At 66.2% G+C, this 21,791-nt stretch carries 16 protein-coding genes and 2 pseudogenes; 2 read left to right on the top strand and 16 right to left on the bottom strand.

Features of this window, described 5'->3' with window-relative positions; translation table 11 throughout:
• Positions 1–13: 13 nt before the first annotated feature.
• The 15 genes and pseudogenes from U873_RS0106575 to U873_RS37490 form a co-directional block, all read right to left on the bottom strand.
• Positions 14–2,800, bottom strand: coding sequence for a malto-oligosyltrehalose synthase (locus U873_RS0106575; RefSeq protein WP_025127487.1), 2,787 nt, complete (start codon positions 2,798–2,800; stop codon positions 14–16).
• The gene (gene malQ, locus U873_RS0106570; RefSeq protein ID WP_025127486.1) at positions 2,797–4,878 is read right to left on the bottom strand and encodes a 4-alpha-glucanotransferase; all 2,082 of its coding nucleotides are present in this window, start codon (positions 4,876–4,878) and stop codon (positions 2,797–2,799) included. Before malQ ends, U873_RS0106575 begins: the two co-directional genes overlap by 4 nt.
• Positions 4,875–6,662 (bottom strand): malto-oligosyltrehalose trehalohydrolase, encoded by a 1,788-nt coding sequence (gene treZ, locus U873_RS0106565; RefSeq protein WP_025127485.1) that lies wholly within the window; start codon positions 6,660–6,662, stop codon positions 4,875–4,877. Before treZ ends, malQ begins: the two co-directional genes overlap by 4 nt.
• A gap of 13 nt (positions 6,663–6,675) precedes the next feature.
• On the bottom strand, positions 6,676–8,244 hold the full coding sequence (glgA, locus tag U873_RS0106560; RefSeq protein WP_025127484.1) for a glycogen synthase GlgA: 1,569 nt from the start codon (positions 8,242–8,244) through the stop codon (positions 6,676–6,678).
• Between the two features lie 471 nt (positions 8,245–8,715).
• Complete coding sequence (locus U873_RS0106555; protein WP_025127483.1) at positions 8,716–9,669, bottom strand: D-2-hydroxyacid dehydrogenase family protein; 954 nt, start codon at positions 9,667–9,669, stop codon at positions 8,716–8,718.
• 15 nt (positions 9,670–9,684) lie between these two features.
• A complete protein-coding gene (locus tag U873_RS0106550; protein ID WP_029978204.1) occupies positions 9,685–10,695 on the bottom strand; it encodes an alpha/beta fold hydrolase in 1,011 nt (336 codons plus the stop codon).
• A 157-nt stretch (positions 10,696–10,852) separates the two neighbouring features.
• The gene (locus U873_RS0106545) at positions 10,853–11,290 is read right to left on the bottom strand and encodes a YqaA family protein (RefSeq protein WP_025127481.1); all 438 of its coding nucleotides are present in this window, start codon (positions 11,288–11,290) and stop codon (positions 10,853–10,855) included.
• Positions 11,287–11,736, bottom strand: coding sequence for a DUF411 domain-containing protein (locus U873_RS0106540; protein ID WP_025127480.1), 450 nt, complete (start codon positions 11,734–11,736; stop codon positions 11,287–11,289). Before U873_RS0106540 ends, U873_RS0106545 begins: the two co-directional genes overlap by 4 nt.
• A gap of 113 nt (positions 11,737–11,849) precedes the next feature.
• On the bottom strand, positions 11,850–12,755 hold the full coding sequence (gene copD / locus U873_RS0106535) for a copper homeostasis membrane protein CopD (RefSeq protein ID WP_025127479.1): 906 nt from the start codon (positions 12,753–12,755) through the stop codon (positions 11,850–11,852).
• 3 nt (positions 12,756–12,758) lie between these two features.
• Positions 12,759–13,136: a copper homeostasis periplasmic binding protein CopC gene (copC, locus tag U873_RS0106530; protein ID WP_025127478.1), complete on the bottom strand. Its 378-nt coding sequence runs from the start codon at positions 13,134–13,136 to the stop codon at positions 12,759–12,761.
• A 62-nt stretch (positions 13,137–13,198) separates the two neighbouring features.
• Positions 13,199–14,080 carry a copper resistance protein B gene (locus U873_RS0106525; protein ID WP_081818614.1) on the bottom strand — a complete coding sequence of 294 codons (882 nt, stop codon included), beginning with the start codon at positions 14,078–14,080 and terminating at the stop codon, positions 13,199–13,201.
• Complete coding sequence (locus tag U873_RS0106520; protein WP_025127476.1) at positions 14,077–15,918, bottom strand: copper resistance system multicopper oxidase; 1,842 nt, start codon at positions 15,916–15,918, stop codon at positions 14,077–14,079. The genes U873_RS0106525 and U873_RS0106520 overlap by 4 nt, the downstream gene beginning before the upstream one ends.
• 248 nt (positions 15,919–16,166) lie before the next feature.
• Complete coding sequence (locus U873_RS0106515) at positions 16,167–16,622, bottom strand: SRPBCC family protein (RefSeq protein ID WP_025127475.1); 456 nt, start codon at positions 16,620–16,622, stop codon at positions 16,167–16,169.
• Positions 16,623–16,702: 80 nt separating this feature from the next.
• Positions 16,703–17,218: pseudogene (locus tag U873_RS37495) on the bottom strand (methyl-accepting chemotaxis protein); the annotation flags it as partial.
• 345 nt (positions 17,219–17,563) lie between these two features.
• Positions 17,564–18,634, bottom strand: a pseudogene (locus U873_RS37490) (cache and HAMP domain-containing protein); the annotation flags it as partial.
• Between the two features lie 520 nt (positions 18,635–19,154).
• Between U873_RS37490 and U873_RS0106505 the strand changes: the two are divergent.
• Positions 19,155–19,691, top strand: a complete 537-nt coding sequence (locus U873_RS0106505; protein WP_025127473.1) for a hypothetical protein — start codon at positions 19,155–19,157, stop codon at positions 19,689–19,691.
• A 65-nt stretch (positions 19,692–19,756) separates the two neighbouring features.
• On the opposite strand, the gene U873_RS0106500 is transcribed toward U873_RS0106505, so the two are convergent.
• Positions 19,757–20,752, bottom strand: a complete 996-nt coding sequence (locus tag U873_RS0106500; RefSeq protein ID WP_025127472.1) for an aldo/keto reductase — start codon at positions 20,750–20,752, stop codon at positions 19,757–19,759.
• Between the two features lie 120 nt (positions 20,753–20,872).
• Here U873_RS0106500 and U873_RS0106495 point away from each other — a divergent pair, with 120 nt between their 5' ends.
• Positions 20,873–21,787 (top strand): LysR family transcriptional regulator, encoded by a 915-nt coding sequence (locus U873_RS0106495; protein ID WP_025127471.1) that lies wholly within the window; start codon positions 20,873–20,875, stop codon positions 21,785–21,787.
• The last annotated feature ends 4 nt before the right edge of the window (positions 21,788–21,791 follow it).

Raw genomic sequence — 21,791 nt, 5'->3', positions numbered from 1 at the left:
TCCTGGACTGAACTCAAGGTTGGATCAAAAGGTTGAGCGCAAAATCTTGCAAAACGGCACTGATCATCAGCTCCCTGTGGGGTGTGACTGCCCCCATCGGAAAAAGTCCATTCAAGTTGCGAGCCGAGGCGGCGAACGGTAGCTGCACCCGGGTATCGCCCCAAAGTGGCGCATCCACCTGGGGCCGTGCGCTGTGCTCCAGCAGCCCGGCGACCTGGATCGGCACGATCACCAGCAGCCGTTGCGCCTGGTATTCGCGCATGAAGGCCAGGACCCGCCCGGCCTGTTCACCAAGCACCGGCAAGGGCTGGTAATGCCCCCGGCGAAACAGCTCCGGGTATTGGCGGCGCAGGCCCAGGGTGCGGGCAATCAGGCCTTGCTTGATACGCCCGTCGCGCCACTGGGCAAGCCACTCGCGTGGATCGTCCGGGCCCTCCAGTGCCCGTTGCCGGGCCAAGTAGTCCACGGGCCGGCGGTTGTCCGGGTCGACCAGGCTGAAGTCCCAGAACTCGTTGCCCTGGTACAGGTCCGGCACCCCCGGTACGGTCATGCGCAGCAAAGTTTGCGCCAGGCTGTTGAGGGCCCCGGCCGGGGCGATGGCCTGGACTGCCGCAGCGATCGACTGGCGCAGCGCCAGGCCCCGGGGTGAACGCAGCAGGACCTCGACGAAGGCCTGCACCGCGCCTTCGTATTCCGGGTTCGGGGCGGCCCAGCTGCTGTGCAGTTTGGCTTCGCGCAAGGCCTTGAGCTGCCATTGCCAGATCCGCCCGGCGTATTCTTCCAGGGCCTCGGGATCGTCGGCCTGCAGGTCCAGGGGCCAACTGCCCAGCAGGCTCTGGTAGAGGATCAGTTCATCGCCGGCAGAGGGGGCGTCGGCACGCTGGCGCAAGGCCGTCGCCTGCTGGCGCCAATCGGCAACCTGGCGTGCGTACCAGTCGGCGCGCTCACTGAGCACCGCCAGGCGCGCCCGGCTGTCTTCACCGCGCTTGTGGTCATGGGTGGCGGTGCTCAACAGGTTGTCGGGGAAGGCCTCCAGGCGCTGTTCGCAAGCCCTGTGGAAGGCCGCCGGCGGGGCGCTGAACTGCTCGGGGTTGAAGCCCACGTCGTTGCGCGCCAGCAGCACCGCGCTACGGTAGAAGGCGGTGTCCTCCACCGCCTTGGCCGCCGCCGGTGAAGTAAGTTGCTGGAAGCGCACGCAGGCATGGCGCAGCAGCTTGCGCGGGCGGCCGGGCGGCTGGCGGCGCCAGCCCTGGCCACCCAGCCAGTGCTGCAGGTAGTCGAGCACCGGCCAGTCGGCCTCGCTCAGGCGGGACCGGGCGCCGTCCAGGGCCTGCTGGAAAAAGTGCTGGTCCTGCCGGCCTCGGCCGCAGGCGCTGATGTAGGTGCGGTACACCGGGAAATGCACGATCAGCTCCTGCAGGGCCCGGCGGATCGCGCCCAGGGTCAGGTCGCGGCTCATCAGGTCCAGCCGCGCCACTTGCAGCAGGGCCTGGGCGACGCTTTCAAAGTCGCCGGCCAGGGAGCCGTTGAGGATCTGCTGGCGCGCCAGCCGGGCCTCGGCCTCGAAGTCGGCCGGGCGCTGGCTGTGCCGGCTCCAGAGCTCAGCCAGCAGCGGCTGGCCACTGGGCGCCTGTTGCAGCAGCGACAGCTGGTTCATGAATTCGTAGCCGGTGCTGCCGTCCACCCCCCAGTCGCGGTGCAGGGTCTCGCCGGCGCCAAGGATCTTCTCGACGTAGATCGGCAGGTGTTCGCCGGGGCGCAGGGCATCGACCCGCCGCCGCAGCTTGCGGCAATAGCCCCGGGGATCGGCCAGGCCGTCGACATGATCGATGCGCAGCCCGTCCACCAGGCCCTGTTCGATCAACTCGAAGATCTTCGCGTGGGTGGCCTTGAACACCGCCGGACGCTCGACCCGCAGGCCCCCCAGTTCATTGACGTCGAAGAAGCGCCGCCAGTTGATGTCGTCGGCTGCGGTACGCCAACTGGCCAGGCGGTAGCTCTGCTGCTCCAGCAGCTGATGCAGGCGGTTGAAACCTTGCGGCTGCCGGGAATCGTAGTGCTGCAGGTGGCCCTCAACGGCCTGGCGCAGCGGCGCCTGCTGCAGCCGTTGGCCCAGGGCCTGCTGCAAGGGCTGGGCCTGGGCATGGGCGTCGCTGTTGAAGCGCAAGGCGGCAAAGCCGTCGGCCAGGTCCTTCAGGGCGGCGGCCGCGTTGCTGTCCAGGAGGCTGTCCAGCCGCAGCAGTTCCCCGTAATCGGTGGGGCAGATCGGGAAGCAGTGTTCGTGGTGCTGCACATGAAAGCCTTGCAGGTCGTGGTCCAGCTGCAGCTGCAGGCTGCCTTCCTGCAGGGCCACGCCGTAGTCGCTGGCAAGGAAGGGCAGCAGCAACTGGCCTTCCATCAACGGGTCCGGGGAGTGCCACTGGATATCGAAGAACTCGCCGTACGGGCTCAGGCGCCCCCATTGCAACAGGTCCAGCCACCAGGGATTGTCGGCGCCGCCCACGGCCATGTGGTTGGAGACGATATCCAGGATCAGGCCCATCTGCTGCTGGCGCAGGGCCGCCACCAGGCGTCGGAGCGCAGCTTCGCCGCCAAGCTCCGGGTTGACCCGGGTCGGGTCGACCACGTCATAGCCGTGCATCGAACCGGCCCGGGCGCACAGCAGCGGCGAGGCGTAGAGGTGGCTGATGCCCAGGCGAGCGAAATAGGGCACCAGGGGCACGGCGTCGTCGAGGGTGAAGTCGCGGTGGAACTGCAGGCGCAGGCTGGCTCGCAGGGTGGGTTGGCTCGGCTCGTTCATCGATCACGCTCAAGGGCTTGTTGCCGGGCGCAGGCCAGCAGTTCCAGGCGCCGGGCGGCGTCGGCGTCGTCCAGCAGGTGCCGGCTGGCACTGGCCAGGCGCCGGCGCCAGTTGGGGTGAGTGTCGAGGGTGCCGGGCAGGTTGGCCTGCTCGTCGATGCCCAGGGCGTCCTCCAGCGGCAGCAGGACCAACGGGGCCCGGGTATGGCCAAGGAAGCGCACGCTGGCGTCCAGCACCTGGTCGGCTTCGTGGGCCTCTTCGCGAAAGTTCTGCGGGTCCTGGGCGAGGGCCTGGCGCAGGCCCTCGCGTTCACGCTGGCGGTGTTCGCGCCACTGCAGCGCACCGGGTTCGTCCACCAGGCCCAGGCGCAGGTTCCAGTCGATGTCGCGGCCGTGCCACCAGCCGTTGAGGGTCGGCAGGTCGTGGGTACTGGTGGTGGCCAGGGCATTGTCCGGCCAGTCGAGGATGGGTTTGAAGTGGCAGCCGTGGTCCTGTTCGAACAGCAGCACCCGCATGCCGAGCATGGCCCGGGCCGCGAGTTTCTCCCGCAGGCCGTCGGGCACTGTACCCAGGTCTTCGCCCAGGACAATGGCCTGGTGACGGTGGGATTCCAGGGTCAGCAGGCGCAGCAGGTCGTCCACGGGATAGTAGAGGTAGGCGCCGTCACTGGGAGGGGCGCCGAGGGGAATCACCCAGAGCCGCTGCAGGCCCATCACATGGTCGATGCGCAAGCCACCGGCGTGGGCGAAGTTGGCCCGGAGCATCTCGATGAAGGCGCGAAAGCCATGGCGTTGCAGGCCCTCCGGGGAAAAGGCGGAAATCCCCCAGCCCTGGCCCTGGCGATTGAGGATGTCCGGTGGCGCGCCCACGGTCAGCGCCGCCAGCAACTGGTCCTGGCGGCTCCAGGCCTGGCTGCCGCCGCCGTCGGCGCCCACCGCCAGGTCGGCGATCAGGCCGATGCCCATGCCGCTGCTGCGGGCTGCGCTTTGCGCCCGTTGCAGGTTGCGTGCGATCAGCCACTGGCAAAAGGCATGGAAGCCGATTTCCTCGGCCTGCTCCTCGGCGAAGCGAGCCAGGGCCGGGCTGGCCGGGTCGCGCCAGTGTTCGGGCCACTGGCGCCAGTCGAGGGGCTCGCCCCGGGCCGCGCGCTGGGCCTGGATGGCTTCGAAGCGGCAGTGGTTTTCCAGGGCCTCGCCGGCGGCCTGGCGGTAACTGGCGAAGTCCGGATGCAGTGGGTGCTCACTGTGGCAAAAGCCCTGGTACAAGGCACGCATGGCCTGCAGCTTGGCCTGGGCGGCCTGGGGCCAGTCGATCAGGGGCTGCTGCTCCAGTGCCTGCCACTGCTCGCTCAAGCCGCAGCTTTCGATCGCGTTGCGCCAGGCGCGCTCGCCGAAGATCGCCCCGGGGGCGGCGTACAAACTATTGAGGAACAGGCGGCTGGAGGGGGAGTAGGGGCTGTAGCGCTGGGGGTCGCTGCTGAACATCGCATGCAGCGGGCTGATGGCCAGGGCCTCGGCGCCACGTTCGGCAGCCTGGCGGGCCAGCTCCTCCAGGGCCTGGGCGTCACCGAAACCGCCGTCGCCGCTGCGGCGCAGGGCATAGAGTTGCACGCTCAGGCCCCAGGCCCGCGGGGTGGCCTGGTCCACGGCGTCGGCCACGCTGTAGCAGCGCTCGGGGGCCACGGCGAGGATGAAGCGCTCGTCCTCGACGTTCACCTGGTGGTAGCCGGGGGGCAGCAGCCCGGTCAGCCGGCTGGCGTCATCGAGTTGCAGTTGCAGGGCCTGGCCGTCTTCCAGTTGCACCTGGCATGGCGTCAGGGGCGCGAAGTAGCGGGCCAGGTCCAGGGCCTGGCCGACATCGGCGGTCAGCAGCGGTGGCAGGTGGCGGCTTTGTTGCTGTTGTTGCAACTGCTGCAGGCTGTCGCGGATCTGCTGGTCGTCGTCGGCCGGGTGACCGAGGCCGGCCAGCACCGCCCGCAGTACCCGGTCCTCGACCTTTTGCGGGCGGCCGTTGGCATCGATCCAGTCCACGGCCAGGCCGGCGCGGCTGGCGAGTATTTCCAGTGGCGCGTTGCTCATGGGCGTTCTCCATCAGGGGCGGTCTTGTCGTCCAGTTGCACCCGCACGCTGAAGGCCGGCAGGAATGGCGGGGCGCCGGTCGGGTGGGCCTGTGCTGGATGCTCGAAGCACAGTCGAGCGCCGCTCAGGGGGGCGCACTCGACCCGGTGCGGGCTGAGGTTCAAATCGATGCACAGCAGGCTGCCGTCGCCCAGGCGCCAACCTGCACTCAGGGCGCCTTCGGCCAGCACCCGAGCGCCCAGGGCGCGGGCGCCGGGCAGCCGCGGGATCAACTCGCGATGGCGGATCTGCAACAGACTGCGGTACCACTCGCGGGTCACCGCGGCCTGTTGCGCCAGGGCTTGCGGGCGCGAGGCGTGAAAGGTCGAAGGGGCATTCGGGTCGGGGATGCGCTGGCGTTGCCCGGCGTCGGCAAAGGCACTGAACGCGGCGAACTCGTTGCGCCGGCCTTCGCGCACCGCCTCGGCCAGTTCGCCCTGGTGGCTGGTGAAGAACAGGAACGGTTCCTGGGCGGCCACTTCGTCGCCCATGAACAGCAGCGGGATCATCGGCGACAGCAGCAACAGCGCGGTGGCTGCCTGCAGCGCCTGGGGCGGCGCCAATTGGTTGAGGCGCTCGCCAAAGGCGCGGTTGCCGATCTGGTCGTGGTTCTGCAGGAACAGCACGAAGGCACTGGGGGGCAGGTGCCCGCTGGGTTCGCCGCGGGATTCACCGTGGCGGTTGGCCTGGCCCTGGAAGGCGAAACCCTGGCTCAGGCAGCGGGCCAGTTGCTCGGTGGGCCGGTCGGCGAAGTCGGCGTAGTAGGCGTCGGTTTCCCCGGTCAGCAGCACGTGCAGGGCGTTGTGCCCGTCATCGTTCCACTGCGCATCGAAACCCTGCTGCAGCAGGCTGGCCTGGTTGAACTCGTTTTCCAGGTTGAGCCACACGTGACGTTCGGCCGGCACCGCCTGGCGCACTCGTTGGGCCAGCTCCACGAGAAAGTCCGGGTCGTCGATGGCGTGCACCGCATCCAGGCGCAGGCCGTCGAAGCGGTACTCCAGCAGCCACATCAGGGCGTTGTCGATGAAGAATTCGCGCACCGGGCGCTGGCGAAAGTCGATGGCTGCGCCCCAGGGGGTGTGCAGGTCGTCGCGAAAGAACGGCGCGGCATAGCGCTGCAGGTAATTGCCATCGGGGCCGAAGTGGTTGTAGACCACGTCGAGGAGCACCGCCAGGCCCAGGCCGTGGGCCGCGTCGATCAGCGCCTTGAGGTCTTCGGGAGTGCCGTAGGAGGCTTCCGGGGCATAGGGCAGGACCCCGTCATAGCCCCAGTTGCGTTCGCCGGGAAATTCCGCCAGGGGCATCAGCTCGATGGCGGTCACCCCCAGTTCCACCAGGGCTGGCAACGCCTGGCGGACCGCCAGGTAGCCGCCCATGACGCCCACGTGCAGCTCGTAGATCACCGCCTCGTGCCAGGGGCGGCCGCGCCATTGCTGGTGCTGCCACTGATAGGCCGCCGGATCGACTACCCGGCTGGGGCCGTGGACATCGCCATCCTGGGACCGGGACGCGGGATCCGGCACCTGGAGTTGGCCGTCGATGGAAAAGCGGTAGCGGCTGCCTGCCGGGCAATCGGCCTCGAGCACGAACCAGCCCTCGGGCCGCGGCTGCATGGGCAGCGACCGGCCGTGGTCCAGCTCGACGCTGACCGAGCCCGCATCCGGCGCCCACAGGGCGAAGCGGGTGCGCGCAGGATCCAGCAGCAGGGCGCCGTGGGTCCAGGTTTGCACGGTGCTTGGCGGCATCGGTGGGGCCTCCCTACTGCCGGGCGGCTTGTCCGAGGGCCTTGGCCACCAGTTGTTCGTAGAGCTCGGCGTAGGGCTCCACCGCCTTGCACCAGTTGAAGGGGGCCGCCATGGCGCGGCAGCGCATGGCGTTGAGCAACGCCGGATAGGCGAACACCTTGAAGGCCCGGGTCAGGGCTTCCTGGTAGCTGGCCACGGTGGACTCATCGAAGAGAAAACCGGTGACGCCATTCTCGATGGTGTCCGCCAGGCCGCCGGTGTTGCGCGCCACCGGCAACGAGCCAAAGCGCTGGGCGTACATCTGGCTGAGGCCGCAGGGCTCGTAGCGTGAAGGCATGAGCAGGAAGTCGCTGCCGGCGAACATGCGCCGGGCATCGGTCTCGTTGAAGCCGATGTGCACCCCGATGCGCCCCGGGAAACGCCGGGCCAGGGCGCTCATGGACTGCTCTTCTTCGGGTTCGCCGCGACCAATGATGGCGATCTGGCCGCCAGACTCGACAATGAACTGCGCCACGGCTTCGGTGAGGTCCAGGCCCTTCTGGTAGACCAGCCGCGAGACCACGGCGAACAGCGGGCCATCGCTGGGCTCCAGGCCGAACAATTGCCGCACGTGGCTGGCATTGGCGGCCTTGCCCTCCCAGTCACCGAGGCTGAAGGGGCAGAACAGATGTGGATCGGTGGCGGCGTCCCAGCTCTCGTCGATGCCATTGGGAATGCCGCTGAGCAGGCCCTGCTGGGTCTTGCTGGCAAGAAAGCCGTCCAGCCCGCAGCCGAAGGCCGGGGTGGTGATTTCCTGGGCGTAGGTGGCGCTGACCGTGGTGATGTGGCTGGCGTAGGCCATGCCAGCCTTCAAGAACGACAGCTTGCCGTAGAACTCCATGCCTTCCTGTTGCAGGGCGTGTTCGGGAATCCCCAGCTCCGGGCACGAGGCCAGGCTGACCACGCCCTGGTAGGCCAGGTTGTGGATGGTGAACAGGGTCGGGGTACGTTGCCCGCGCCAGTGCATGTAGGCCGGAGTCAGGCCCGCAGGCCAGTCATGGGCGTGCACCAGGTCGGGGCACCAGTGGATCTGCGCCAGGTTGGCGGCGATGTCGGCCGCTGCCAGCCCCAGGCGGGCGAAGCGGATGTGGTTGTCCGGCCAGTCACGGCCGTTGTTGGCGCCGTAGGGGGTGCCTTCGCGCTCGTAGAGCTCAGGGCAGATCAGCACATAGATCACCAAGCCGTCGGGCATGTCCATGCGCCCGATCTTGCACGCTGGCAGCGCCGCATGGCCGCCCAGTTCGCCGATGACATGGATCGGGTTCTCGCTGTGCAGCACCTGGGGGTAGCCGGGGATCAGCACCCGTACGTCATGCAGATGGGCCATGGCCCGGGGCAGGGCGGCGGAAACGTCGCCCAGGCCGCCGGTCTTCACCAGGTCGGCGAGCTCCGAGGTGACGAACAGCACCCGCTTGCGGTTGGGGTTCTGCCGTGCCAGCGGCAACAGGGTCTTGCCCCCCGGAACCGGTGTCGAGGGGGCGGCACGTTCACCGGCTGGCTGTTGAGGATGCTCTCCCTGAGTGTCCAATACGGCGCTGATCATATGTCTCTCCCGTTTTTTATCGATCTGTTCCTGTGCCTCAGCCGATGCTGTCGGCCAATTCCTGTGGCCGGGCGCAAGGCGCCACACTTCGATCAGCCTGAGCTGCTCGAATGCTGAAGCAGAAAGGGTGGAGGAGCCGTTGCAAGGAATGCACCAGTGGCAGCGACCCTACCTTTAAGCTGACCGTGGGCCGAAGCGAAAAGTTTCGACTTTTTCATGGCCGATGTGACTGCCCGGTCACGCGGCGAAAACCAGTCTAGGACAGAACCTAGAGCGGTGCCGAGCCGAGCGGTTTTTTTACCGTGCCCGGGAGAGCTGGGTGGATTTCTCCCGACGAAAGGTCGGCCGTGCACTGGCCCGGAGCGTGGCGTTGGCGCTGCCGGCACGAAAACGGTGAGGGGACGCAAGGGGCTGGTGCGCCGCCCCCCGGGCACTGCCCGAAAACGGGCAGCGTGGGGCGCGCCCGGGCGTTCAGTTGAGCCGGCGGATCGGCTGGCCGGCGTGCCAGGCTTGTGCGTCTTCGATCATCTGCGAAAAGAACTGGCGGTAGTTCTGCTGGCTGACGTAGCCGATATGGGGCGTGGCCAGGACGTTGGGCAGGCGCCGCAAGGGGTGGTCGGCAGGCAGTGGCTCCTGGGCGAACACATCGAGGGCGGCGCCGGCCAGCCGACCTTGCTCCAGGGCGGCGATCAACGCCGTTTCATCGACGATCGGCCCCCGGGCAGTGTTCACCAGCAGCGCCTGGGGCTTCATCCAGGCCAGGGCCTGGGCATCCACCAGGCCGCGGCTGCGCTCGCTGAGCACCAGGTGCACCGAGAGCACATCGGCCTGTTCGAACAACTGCTGCTTGCTGACATAGGTGACACCCGCAGCGCTGGCACGCTCGGCGGTAAGGTTCTCGCTCCAGGCAATCACGCGCATGCCGAACACCTGGCCGAACTGCGCCACCCGCTGACCGATGCTGCCCAGGCCGAGGATGCCCAGGGTCTTGCCCTGCAGATCGCCCCCCAGGCCCTGTTGCCAGTGGCCATTGCGCAGGGCGTTGGCTTCGTTCACCAGGTTGCGGCTCAGGGCCATGAGCAAAGCCCAGGTCAGCTCCGGCGCGGCGTGCTTGTAGCTGTCGGTGCCGCACACCTGGATGCCCAGGGCCGTGGCCGCCTGGAGGTCGATGGCGGCGTTGCGCATGCCGCCGGTCAGCAGCAGCTTGAGCTGGGGCAGGCCGCGCAGCAGCGGTTCGTCGAAGGTTGTGCGCTCGCGCATCACGCAGATTACCTCAAAGGGCTGCAGGCGCTGGATCAGGGTCGCGGTGTCCGCCGGGTAGTCGTGGAGGAAACTGACCTGGCCGATGTTCTGCAGCAGCGACCAGTCGACCACGTCGCGGGCCACGTCTTGCCAATCGTCGATTACCGCAATCTGCAGGGGCATGTCCGGGCTCCTCGGTCAGGGACCTTTCAACCAGCCCAGCAGGGCCTGGTGAAAGGGTTCGGGTTGTTCCATCTGCGGTGCGTGGCCCAACCCCGGGAACTCGATCAGGGTCGAGTGGGGGATGCGCTTAGCCACCTGGCGGCCCAGGTCCTGGTAATGGCCGATCCGCGCCTTGACCTCGGGCGCGGCGATATCGCTGCCGATCGCGGTGCTGTCGGCGGTGCCGATCAGCAGCAGGGTCGGCACCTTCAGGTCCTGGAACTCGTAGTACACCGGCTGGGTGAAGATCATGTCGTAGATCAACGCCGAATTCCATGCCACCAGGCGCTTGCCGGGGCCCTGGTTGAGCCCGGTGAGCATGTCCACCCAGCGCTGGTATTCGGGCTTCCAGCGCCCGGCGTAGTAGGTCTGCTGTTCGTAGGCCCGCAGGCCCTCGGCGCTTTGCTGCAATTCCCGCTGATACCACTGGTCGACGCTGCGCCAGGGGACGCCGAGGGCTTTCCAGTCCTCCAGGCCGATGGGGTTGACCAGGGCCAGTTGCTGCACCTGGTCCGGGTACTGCAGGGCATAGCGGGTAGCCAGCATGCCGCCGGTGGAGTGCCCGAGCAGGCTGGCCTGGTCGATTCCCAGGTGGTCCAGCAGTTGATGGGTGTTCTGCGCCAGTTGCTGGAAGCTGTATTGGTAGTGCTCGGGTTTGCTGGAGCTGCAGAAGCCGATCTGGTCCGGGACTATCACCCGGTAGCCAGCGGTGCTCAGGGCCTTGATCGAGCTGTCCCAGGTGGCGCCGCAGAAGTTCTTGCCGTGCATCAGCACCAGGCTGCGGCCATTGGCCGGCGCCTTGGCCGGGACGTCCATGTAGCCCATCTGCAGGGACTGGCCCTGAGACTGGAAATCGAAGTGCTGCAACGCATAGGGGTAGGCGAAGCCCTGCAACTGCGGGCCGTAGACCGGCGCCTCGGCCCCCAGGGCAGGCAGGGCCATGGTCAGCAGCAGGGGGCTCAGCCAACGAGGGGCAATGGGCAACATGGAAGCACTCCTGAGGGTGTGGGCGATGCTGGAATGGTGCGATTAGGGCAACGTTAAGCACAGGCAGCCCCGGCCGCCAAAGGTTCAACGGGGTCGCAGGAGTGGTGGGCTCAAGCCGCGGCAGGGGTTGCAGCCCCGCCAGGTAACGGGCTCAGGGTCAGCCGATCCAGCCCAGGGTCAGCCACACCAGCAGCGCATAGCGCAGGCCCTTGGCCAGGGTGACGATCAGCACGAAGCGCTTGAGCGGCTCGCCCATCACCCCGGCCACCAGGGTCAGCGGATCGCCGATCACCGGCATCCAGCTCAGCAGCAGCGACCAGTGGCCCCAGCGCTGGTAATGCACCCGGGCCCGTTCCAGGTGGCGCGGGCTGACCGGGAACCAGCGACGGTCCTTGTAGTGTTCGAGGCGCAGCCCCAGCCACCAGTTGACCAGGGAGCCCAGCACATTGCCCAGGGTCGCCACCAGCCACAGGCCGAGGACGGCGGCCTGACTGTTGAGCAGCAACCCTACCAGCAGCGCTTCCGATTGCAGGGGCAGCAGGGTGGCGGCAATGAACGCCGCCCCGAACAGGCTGAAGTAGGCGCCGAGGATCAACGGGCCGGGTAGTCCGCGACCACTACGTCCCGGCCTTCACGGGTCAGGCCGATGACCTGGAATGCGTCGGCGCCCATGCCGTCCATTTCCATGCCGGGCGAGCCCATGGGCATGCCCGGGGCAGCGATGCCCAGCAGGTCGTCGCGCTTGCGCAGGGCCAGCACCTGTTCGGCGGGCACGTGGCCCTCGACGAACTTGCCGTCGATCACCGCGGTGTGGCAGGAGCCCAGGCGGGGCGCGACGCCCAGGCGCTGCTTGACCGCGCTCATGTTGTCCTCCACATGGTCGGTGACGGCAAAGCCGTTGTCCTGCAGGTGCTCGATCCATTTCTTGCAGCAGCCGCAGTTGGCGTCCCGGTGCACGTCGATGGGGATCAAGTCGCCTGCCTGGGCCAGGGAGGTGAGGAACAGTGCGGACAAGGCCGCCAGACGCAGGGAGTGTTTCATGCAGTGTCTCGTGTTGAGCGAAAGAGAAGGCCCGGGAGGCCCGGGTGGATCGTCATGCATTTTGCGGTTTTTAACGCGCCAGGAGCGAGGCTTGTGTATCAAAGTTATACCAATCAACTGCGGGCGCTGGTCGGGCTCAGGGTGCCCAGCCAGGCCACCAGGCAGAGCACCAGTACTGCCAACGATGCCTCCAGTGTCAGGCTGCGGCGCAGGGCGGCGATCGCTGCCCGGTGGTCGCCGCTTTGGATCGAGCGCTGCAGTTGGGGTGTCAGCTGCCAGCGGTTGAGTGCGGCGAGCGCGAGCATGACGGCGAACAGCAGTAGCTTGAGCAGCAACAGCGAGCCATAGAGGCCGTCCTGCAGGGTGATGAACTCCGGGCCACTGACCAGCAGGTGATTGAGTACCCCACTCAGCAGCAGGCTGAACACGATCAGCCCACCGGCCTGCTCGAACCCCCTGAGGCGACTGGCCAGCAGGCGCACCTGTGCTTCGTCGGCCGGGGCCCGGCTGTACAGCAGCAGGAGGAATGCGGCCAACGCGCCGATCCAGGCTCCGGCCGCCCACAGGTGGAGGATGTCGTTGAACAGGTGCAGGACATGGCGCGTCCCTTCGCTCATGGCGCCATGCCCGGCCCAGGCCAGGGTCGCCAGGGCGATGCCTGCGCAGCCGAGCGCGATCCAGCGTCGGAGGGATGCCCGGGCATGGCCGGCCAGGGCCAGGACCGCCAGCAGCATCAGCAGGCGTACGCCCCAGCTCTGGCCGACGGCGGTTTGCGTCCACAGCATCCACAGCGTCTGGGCCTGCAACTCGCTGACGTGGCTCAAGCCGCTGAGGTCCAGGGCCAGCTGCAGCATGGCGGCCAGCGATAGCAGCAGGCCAAGCAGCGCCAGGCCCGGCACCAGGCGTTGCAGGTGCCGCGACTGGCAGGCTGTGGGGGTGTGAAAGAGCAGCAGGCCGAACAGCAGCATCAGGTCCAGGTACAGGGCCAGGCGCAGGCCGATGGTGATGGCAGGGTCCATAGCTCAATCCACGGTAAAGGTAACGGCACCGGTGATCGGGTGGGTGTCGGCGGAAACCGCCCGCCATTCGACCTTGTAGCCACCGGCTGCCAGGCGGCTGGCCGGGGTGATGATCATGGTCTTGGGGTCGCTGCCCGGCGCGATGCCGGCCTTGATCGGCATCGGTGGGTGAGCCATGCCGGGCATGGCGGTCATCATCAGCCGGGCGCCAGAGAAGGCCGGGGTGAGGCTTTCCGAAAACTTCAGTTCGATGCGTTCCGGCGCAGGGCCGCGAGCGCCTTCGCTGGGCAGCGAGGACAGCAGTTTCGGGTGGGCCTGGGCGATTCCGGCCAACAGCAGTGAGCAGCCGAGAACAAGGCTGAGTTTTTTCAGGTAGGGCATGCAAGGCTCCTGACGACAAGGGAGAGAGGTGGGGGATTGCTGTTGAGGTGCGGGGTACAGGCTCAGAACCACAGGCGCAGGCCCAGGACCCAGCGCGCCTCGCTGCGCTTTTCGCCTTCTTCGTGGCGATAGTCGGCGGTACTGCCATAGCTGCGGTTCCAGGTCACCCCCACATAAGGCGCAAACTGGCGGTGCAGTTCATAACGCAGGCGCAGGCCGGCTTCGGTTTGCGCCAGCCCGGAGCCGCTGCCGCGCTGCGGGTCGTTGCGGCTGTAGAGGTTGACCTCGGCTGTGGGTTGCAGGATCAGCCGGTTGCTCAGCAGGATGTCGTAGTCGCCCTTGAGGCGCAGGGCGGTCTGGCCAGCTTCGCCTATATAGAAGGTGGCCTGGCTCTCGAAGTTGTACAGGGCCATGCCTTGCAGGCCGAACGCGGCCCAGGTCTGCGGCGAACCGGGCTTGAAGTCCTGGCGCACGCCACCAACCAGATCCCACCAGGGGCCGATGGCGAGTCCCCAGAGGGCCTCGAGTTCGGCTTTTTCGGTGACCCCCGCGCTGCGTTCGCCTTCGCTGCGCAGCCACAGGCGATCGATGTCGCCACCGACCCAGCCGTTCAATTCCCAGGCCAGGGCGCTGCCCTGGTCGGCGTCCTGGTACTCCAGCTGATTGAGCAGCCAGAACGAGTTGATGGCCTTGTCATGCACGCCATGCCCGGACACTTCGGGAAAGGCGGCCCGGCGATCGGCATCGGTCGGTGTCGGTATCGGCGTGCGCGAGGTGCTGCGCGCCGGGGCGCTGTCCATGGCCTGCCAGCCATCGTCGGCCATTGTGTTCATCTGCAGCTGTTCGCCGGCACCGGAGGCTGGCCGATGGTCGGCGGCCTGGGCGCTGCACAAGCCGAGGCCGAGCAGGGCCCCGGGCAAGAGTCGGGAGAGTGTGAGCTTCATGCCGGGACCCTCGCTTCCTCGATTCGTACTTCGCGGAACATGCCCATCTCCATGTGGAACAGCAGGTGGCAGTGATAGGCCCAGCGGCCCAGGGCGTCGGCGGTGACCCGATAGCTGCGCCGGGTGCCTGGAGGCATGTCGATGGTGTGCTTGCGCACCAGGAAACGCCCTTGCTCATCCTCCAGATCGCTCCAGACCCCGTGCAGGTGGATGGGGTGGGTCATCATGGTGTCGTTGACCAGGGTGATGCGCACCCGCTCGCCGTAGGTCAGGCGCAAGGGCTGGGCATCGCTGAACTTGATGCCGTCGAAGGACCAGGCGAACTTCTCCATGTGCCCGGTCAGGTGCAGCTCGATGGTGCGGCTTGGCTCACGGCCATCGGGATCGTCGAAGGTACTGCGCAGGTCGGCATAGGTCAGGACCCGTCGACCGTTGTTGCGCAGGCCGATGCCCGGGTCGGCGAGCTTGGGCGCAGGGCTCATGGTTTGCATGTCCACCAGCGGGTTGCCGCTTTCCGATGCCGGATGGGACTGCATCGGGGCCATGCCGCTCATTGCTCCATGGTTCATGCCGGCCATCTGGCTGTGGTCCATGTTCGGCATGCTGTCGATCCTGGACGGGGCGCTGTGGTCCATGCCGGCCATCTGCTCCTGATCCATGCTCTGCAGCTCGCCGATGCCGGCTGAGGCACCGTGGTCCATGCCCGCCATGCTGCTGTGGTCCATGCCCATGTCGGCCATGCTGATCAGCGGACGCGGGTCCAGGGCCGGAACCGGCGCGCTGAGGCCCTGGTGCACGGCGAGAGTGCCGCGGGCATAGCCGCTACGGTCCATGGACTGGGCGAAGAGGGTATAGGCCGGCTCCCGGCCCGGCTCGACCAGCACATCGTAGGTTTCGGCCACGGCAATGCGCAGTTCGTCGACGCTGACCGGATGCACGTATTGGCCATCGGCGGCGACCACGGTCATTTTCAGTCCGGGAATCCGGACATCGAAGTAGGTCATGGCCGAGCCATTGATCAAGCGCAAGCGCAGGGTTTCCCCCGGCCGGAATAGCCCGGTCCAGTTACTGCCGGGAGTCTGGCCATTGAGCAGGTAGCTGTAGGTGGCGCCGCTGACATCGGCCAGGTCGGTGGGGCTCATCTTCATTTCGGCCCACATCTTGCGATCGGCGACGGTGGCGGCCCAGCCGTCGCGGCTGACATCCTCGATAAAGTCGCCAACAGTGCGTTTGTGCTGGTTGAAGTAGCCGGACTGCTTTTTCAGGATGTGCATCAGGCGTTCCGGTGCCTGGTCGCTCCAGTCGCTGAGCATCACCACCTGTTCGCGGTCGTACTTGAAGGGTTCCGGTTCACGGGCATCGATCACCAGGGGGCCGTAGACCCCGGCCTGCTCCTGCAGCCCGGAATGGCTGTGGTACCAGTAGGTGCCGTTCTGCCGTACCTGGAAGCGGTATTCGTAGAGGCCATCCGGTGCGATGCCGTGGAAGCTCAGCCCCGGCACCCCATCCATGTTGGCCGGCAGGAGAATGCCGTGCCAGTGGATGGAGGTGTCCTGGTCGAGGCGGTTGTGCACACGGATGGTCACGGTGTCGCCTTCGCGCCAGCGCAGCAAGGGGCCGGGCAGGCCCCCGTTGATCGTCATGGCGGTGCGCGGGCTGCCGGTGAAGTTGACCGGTGTTTGAGCTATGAACAGGTCGAACTGGCGGCCGCTCAGTTGCTGGGGGTAGCTGCCGCTGTCCTGGGCCCACACTGGTTGCCGCCAGAGTCCGCTGCCGGTCAGTACCGCACCGGCGGCCAGGCCTTTGATCACACTGCGTCTTGTTGGATTGCCATGCATGCCGATAGAGCCCCGTCAGTCCTGGAATTGCAGATTGGTTGCCAGGCTAATCAACGGTGGCTGTCAGCAAACTGAGGTTCAGGTTACATAATTGTCAGCCCAGGGCTTCAGGCCCAGGGCTGCACGGGCCGGCTCAATGGCTGCGCCGTGGCCTCGGTGGCCTGGAACGGAGATGGATTTGCGAGCGTTAGGGCACCGCTCGGTTGCAGCGGTACAGGGGCGAGGCAGACACGCCTGACGGCTTGCCCTCAGTTGCCTGGGGTTTCCAGGTGCTGCTTGAGGTTGGCCATGGCTTGCGCCGAGAGTCGCTCCATGCGGGTTCGCAGGCCGCTCAGTTGCAGGTCGGTGGCATAGCTCAGGGTGCGCCTGAACAGCGTGCCATCGCTCAGCTTGCTCAGTTGGAAGAGCACCGAGCCGTCCAGCGCGGTGGAGCTGAAGACGGTCTTGAACTCCTTGGGAAAAACTGCGCTGAGCACCCGGTGGCTCAGGGGCATTTGGACCCCGAGCAAATCCAGGACCTCACTGAAACGATGGCCGGCGGGCAGGGAACCGCACAGGCCGGTATCGGCCCGCAGGGAACTGGGGTGCCATTCCGGCCAGCGATCCGGCTGGGTCACGTAGTAGTAGACGGTGTCGATGCTGGCCTGGATGAACAGCTCATGGCTGATCTGCTCTTGCAACAGGTGTGTCTGGCGCTGACCCATGATGCACCCCACTTCCTTGTGACCGGAGGCTGCAAATATAGCCCCGCCGTGGCGCCTTGCCAGCGACGGGGGCAGACCGTTCAGCGGACTTTGAAGCGGCCCATCAAGTGGCTGACCTGGGCGTTGGCCTGCAACAGGCTCTGGGTGTTGCTTTCACCGGCCCGGGCGCTTTGCACCAGTTCCTCGACCATGTGTCGGATGCTCACCATGCTGCGGTTGATCTCCTCGGTCACCGCGCTCTGCTGTTCGGCGGCGGTAGCGATCTGGGTGCTGAGGCTGTTGATCTGGCTGACCGAGTCGGCCATCTGGTCCAGGCCGCTGTTGACCCGTGCCGTGGCATCCGCCGCGGACTGGCAACTGCTCTGGGTGTTCTCCATGGCGCTTACCGAGGCGCTCACGCCCTGGGTCAGGCGGGCCAGCATTTCGTTGATCTGCGAGGTACTGTCCTGGGTCCGCCCGGCCAGGGCACGCACCTCATCGGCGACCACCGCGAAACCGAGCCCCTGTTCCCCGGCCCGGGCGGCCTCGATGGCGGCATTCAGGGCCAGCAGGTTGGTCTGCCCGGCGATGGCGCCGATCACCCCGAGGACCTCGGTGATGCGCTGGGCGTCGGCCTGCATGGCTTCGACCTGGTGGGTGGCCTCGGCGACCTCGTCGATCAGCGCGATGACGCTGCCGGAGGCTTCGCCCACCACCACCCGCGAACGCTCCGCATGCTCGTTGGCGCGACGGGTGAAGTCGGCGGTCTGTGCCGCGTTGGCGGCGACGCTGTCGGCGGTGCTGCTCATCTGGGTGATGGCGGTCACCGTCTGGTCGGTTTCCGAGGCATGACGCAGGAGAATCTGCTGGCTGTGGGCCGAACTCTGCTGCAACTGTTCGAGACTGCCGGCCATGGCCGTGGTGGCCTGGGTGACTTCGCCGATCATGCCCTGCAGGTACTGGATGAAGCGGTTGACCGAATGGCCGATGGCCCCCAGTTCATCCTCGGCGCGGATGGTGATGCGCCGGGTCAGGTCGGCGTCGCCGGTGGCCAGGGCGTCGATATTGCCCTTGAGGACCTTCATCCGCTGCACCAGTTGGCGGATCGCATAGATCTGCAGCAGCACCAGCAGGATCACCATGGGAATCTGCAACAGGCTCAGGGTGCTCAGCACCTCATCGCGCTGGGCCGTGAGCAACTGGGTCGGCAGGACGCTGGCGAGAAACCAGGGCGTGCCTTGGATGGCGCTGATGAAAAAGGTGCTGGGCACCCCGGCATTATCGAACTCGGCGCGCTGCGCACCGCTGTCGTGCCGGGCCAGGGCGGCCTGGACCTGGGCGGCGAATGGCGAGCCGCTGCTCAGGTCGCGGATGTTCTTGAGGACGATCTGGCCATTGATCCGCGAGCTGTTGCTGATGATCTTGCCGTCGGCCTCGACGATCAGCATCTGGGCGTTGAGGGCTTTCTCCTGGCGGGCCACCAGCTCGTTGAAGAAGCCCAGGGTCACGTCGATGGTGGCCACGCCCCAGGGCTGGCCGTCGCGCTGGATGGCCATGGCGCAGTTGGTCCGCGGCTCGGCGCTGGCGTCGTCCTTGTAGGCTGCGGCCCAGGCACACTGGCCGGGGGTGGTCTGCAGGCCGCCGCGGTACCAGGTCTGCTCGTAGTAGTTGGGCGCCGGGTCGCTGTTCCAGAAGCCGTTGACCACCAGCTTGCCGGAGGCGTCGCGGTGCCAGAAGGTGCTGTGCTTGGTGCGGCCCGGGGTGCGCTGGCCGGGCAGGGGCCAGATGCCGCCGCCGAAGACTTTCTGTTCGCCGTACTGGTCCACCAGGCCCGGCAGGACCTTGTCGATGCTGTCGCTGTCGAGCAGGGGAATGGTCTGGGTGATGCTGCGTTGCTGGGCCTGGACCTTGTGCAGTTCGCCCTGGATGCGCTGCGCCACTTCGGCGATGCGGTTGAGGACCACCTGTTCTTCGGTATGCCGCAGCTTGGGGGCGACCAGTTGGCTGATGCCGGTCACCGTAAGTACCAGCATCAAGACAATGAACAGGACCAGAAACAGCGTGTAGCGGGCTTGAATCGTGCGCAAAGCGGGCATGGGGCCTGTCCTTTCCGAGCGTTTTTATTATTCGGGTCGTGAGCCTTTTCAGGGCATCCACAAGGTGTCGGCGCAAGCATGCTTGGCTTTAGTACGATCGTGCAAAAAAGTCACATTCAGCGTCGAGCCTGCCGGCGCCGAGCTATTGACCAATCAGGTTGGCGCTGCCTAAAAACCCAGCACCTCTGAGTAGGCACCTGTGGATACAGTTGACGCTTGTGTTTCAGTTGCAGTGTTGAAACCCACCGAATTGGGGCTTTCAAGGAAATGTGTCGAAAATGTACAATATTTGTAAGTATCGGAAATAAATCGTTGTTGGTGCGTAGTTCGGGCGTGGATACTGGCGCCCAGTCAAATGAATCAATTCGCTCTTACGTCCATTGCAGAGCCTTCGCAAGCGTTCACGCGCGGTGTTGGAGGGGGCGCAAAGGGGCAAGGGCGGCACAGGAGTGAAGGCATGGCAATCGGATACGTCGGTGGTTGGACCAGCAAGGCTGGCCTGCTGGTTCGCGAGGATGGCGGTACCCGCTCCAGCAAGCCTGTATCGCAGAGCGTCAAAGTCCGGCAAATGCTGGCCCTGGTGGGCAGCGATCCAACAGTGCTCAATACCCGCAAGATGGACGAGCTGAAGCTGCACAAACAGATCAAGGGCTTCGATCCAACCAATGTCACGTCCAAGTCCCTGGGAGGCATGAGTACTTTCCTCAAGAACAATGGCCTGATCAGTGATGTGACGGCGTTGAACCTGATCAATGCTGGTGATCAGTTCGATCGTTTTGGGATTCCCAAGGATCCGGAGCAGTCATTCAATGCTTTGGAGTACTTCGCCATGAAGCTCGAGGATATTCAGAGCAACAACCTCAAGGGCAACAAGTACGCCAACTACCTGATTCCCGAGTACAAGAAAGCCATCTACGTACTCCAGGGCCTGCAGAACTACGGCAAGGGCAACGGCACCACGGTGACCGACAAGAACGTCTCCGCCAAGGCCTGATCGCTCGATCCGGTCTCTGCAGCGAGGCAGCGTTCACCCTTCGAGCGCTCCCTCGCGGTTTTGCCTCAACGATCCAGCAACGCCATCACTTCCTCGGCATAGCGCGAGCCGGACGTCGTCTGCGGGCTGAAAATCTGCTCCAGGGACTCCAGCTCGCTCGGATTCAGATGAATGTCCAGCGCTGCCACGTTCTCTTCCAGATAACGCCGTTGCTTGGTGCCGGGAATCGGGATCAGGTAGTCGCCCTGGGCCAGTACCCAGGCCAGGGCCAGTTGCCCGGCGCTCACGCCCTTGTCCGCGGCTAGTTGCTGCACCTGCTTCACCAGGCGCAGGTTGCGCTGGAAGTTCTCACCCTGGAAGCGCGGGCTGAAACGCCGGTAATCGTCGGCGGCAAAGTCGTCCGGGCTTTTCAGGGCACCGGTGAGAAACCCCCGGCCCAGGGGGCTGTAGGGCACGAAGGCAATCCCCAGGCGCTGGCAGGCGGCGAGGCAGCCGTTGTCTTCCTGGTCGCGGCTCCACAGCGAGTATTCACTTTGCAGGGCGCTGATGGGGTGCACCTTGTGCGCCCGCTCCAGAGTGGCTGCCGAAGCCTCGCTCAGGCCCAGGTAGCGTACCTTGCCAGCCTTGACCAGCTCAGCCATGGCGCCGACGGTTTCCTCGATGGCCACCTCCGGATCGACCCGGTGCTGGTAGTACAGGTCCAGGGTTTCCACGCCCAGGCGGCGCAGGCTGCCGTCGATGGCGGCGCGAATGTACTCAGGGCGGCCATCGACCCCACGGGCGCCAGGGTTGGCCGGATCGCGGACGATGCCGAACTTGCTGGCGAGGAACACCTGCTGGCGCTTGCCGCGAATCGCCTGGCCGATCAGTTCTTCGTTGCTGTGGGGGCCGTACATGTCGGCGGTGTCCAGCAGGCTGACGCCCAGTTCCAGGGCGCGGTGCAGGGTGGCGATGGATTCCCGCGGATCACTGCCGGTGGTGTAGAAATCGCTCATGCCCATGCAGCCCAGGCCAATCGCGGAAACCTGCGGGCCGTTGTGGCCCAGTTGTCGAGTGCGCATCGTCGATGACTCCGGAGTAGGGGAAAGAGCGTTCATTGTGCTACTCGACAAAAAGCCGATAAACCGGCTAAAAGCACTATCACTATTTGGATTTTCCAAACAATCTTCGAGTGGCCTTTCATGGACCGTTTCAACGCCATGCGCGTCTTCACCCGGATCGTCGAGCTCGGCGGCTTTGCCCGGGCTGCCGACAGCCTGCAACTGCCCCGAGCTTCGGTGACCATCCTGATCAAGCAGCTAGAGGCCCACCTAGGGGTGCAACTGCTGCATCGCACCACCCGGCAGGTCAGCCCGACCCTGGATGGAGCGGCCTACTACCAGCGTTGTGTGCGCCTGCTGGCGGACCTGGAAGAGACCGAGGCGGCTTTTTCGCTGGCTCGGCACAACCCCCGGGGCACCTTGCGCGTCGACATGCCGGCCGGTATCGGCCGGCTGATCGTGATTCCGGCGCTGCCGGAGTTCTCCACCCGCTATCCGTTGATCGAGCTGGAGATCGGCCTCAACGACCGTCCGGTGGACCTGGTCCGCGAAGGCGTCGACTGTGCCCTCAGAGGCGGCCCCGCCCTGGATGAGAGCCTGGTGGCGCGGCCGCTGGCGCAGTTGCAGCAGGTGACCTGTGCCAGCCCCGGCTACTTGCGCCAGTACGGCACTCCCCAGTCGCCGGACGCCCTGGAGGGGCACCGGGTGGTGGAGTATTTCTCCAGCGTCAGTGGCAAGCGCTATGGCCTGGAGTTCTTCTTTGGCGATGAGTTGCGCCCGGTCGAGCTGCCCAAGCAGGTAGCGGTCAACAGCGCCGATGGCTACCTGGCCGCCTGCGAAGCCGGTTACGGGTTGGTACAGACACCCTACTATCACGTTGCCCGAGAGTTGCAGGCCGGGACCTTGCAGGAAGTGCTGGAGGCTTTTCCGCCGCCGGCGCTGCCCTTGACCGCGCTTTACCCGCCCCAGCGGCACCTGTCTACCCGAGTGCGGGTGTTCATCGATTGGCTGGTGGAAGTGTTTGCCCGTCCGGGCAGCCATGCCAGGCGTCCATGAATGT

The sequence above is a fragment of the Pseudomonas sp. PH1b genome (genome assembly GCF_000633395.1).
GTDB lineage: Bacteria > Pseudomonadota > Gammaproteobacteria > Pseudomonadales > Pseudomonadaceae > Aquipseudomonas.
Note: the sequence above shows the minus strand (reverse complement) of the source record. Positions and strands in the feature narration are given on the sequence as shown.

Excerpts from the sequence above, each read along its gene's own strand:
- U873_RS0106520 (WP_025127476.1), bottom strand. The coding sequence starts at position 15,918 with ATGCATGGCAATCCAACAAGACGCAGTGTGATCAAAGGCCTGGCCGCC.
- malQ (WP_025127486.1), bottom strand. The coding sequence starts at position 4,878 with ATGAGCAACGCGCCACTGGAAATACTCGCCAGCCGCGCCGGCCTGGCC.
- U873_RS0106555 (WP_025127483.1), bottom strand. The coding sequence starts at position 9,669 with ATGCCCCTGCAGATTGCGGTAATCGACGATTGGCAAGACGTGGCCCGC.
- treZ (WP_025127485.1), bottom strand. The coding sequence starts at position 6,662 with ATGCCGCCAAGCACCGTGCAAACCTGGACCCACGGCGCCCTGCTGCTG.
- U873_RS0106540 (WP_025127480.1), bottom strand. The coding sequence starts at position 11,736 with ATGAAACACTCCCTGCGTCTGGCGGCCTTGTCCGCACTGTTCCTCACC.
- copC (WP_025127478.1), bottom strand. The coding sequence starts at position 13,136 with ATGCCCTACCTGAAAAAACTCAGCCTTGTTCTCGGCTGCTCACTGCTG.
- glgA (WP_025127484.1), bottom strand. The coding sequence starts at position 8,244 with ATGATCAGCGCCGTATTGGACACTCAGGGAGAGCATCCTCAACAGCCA.
- copD (WP_025127479.1), bottom strand. The coding sequence starts at position 12,755 with ATGGACCCTGCCATCACCATCGGCCTGCGCCTGGCCCTGTACCTGGAC.
- U873_RS0106515 (WP_025127475.1), bottom strand. The coding sequence starts at position 16,622 with ATGGGTCAGCGCCAGACACACCTGTTGCAAGAGCAGATCAGCCATGAG.
- U873_RS0106500 (WP_025127472.1), bottom strand. The coding sequence starts at position 20,752 with ATGCGCACTCGACAACTGGGCCACAACGGCCCGCAGGTTTCCGCGATT.
- U873_RS0106550 (WP_029978204.1), bottom strand. The coding sequence starts at position 10,695 with ATGTTGCCCATTGCCCCTCGTTGGCTGAGCCCCCTGCTGCTGACCATG.
- U873_RS0106575 (WP_025127487.1), bottom strand. The coding sequence starts at position 2,800 with ATGAACGAGCCGAGCCAACCCACCCTGCGAGCCAGCCTGCGCCTGCAG.
- U873_RS0106495 (WP_025127471.1), top strand. The coding sequence starts at position 20,873 with ATGGACCGTTTCAACGCCATGCGCGTCTTCACCCGGATCGTCGAGCTC.
- U873_RS0106505 (WP_025127473.1), top strand. The coding sequence starts at position 19,155 with ATGGCAATCGGATACGTCGGTGGTTGGACCAGCAAGGCTGGCCTGCTG.
- U873_RS0106525 (WP_081818614.1), bottom strand. The coding sequence starts at position 14,080 with ATGAAGCTCACACTCTCCCGACTCTTGCCCGGGGCCCTGCTCGGCCTC.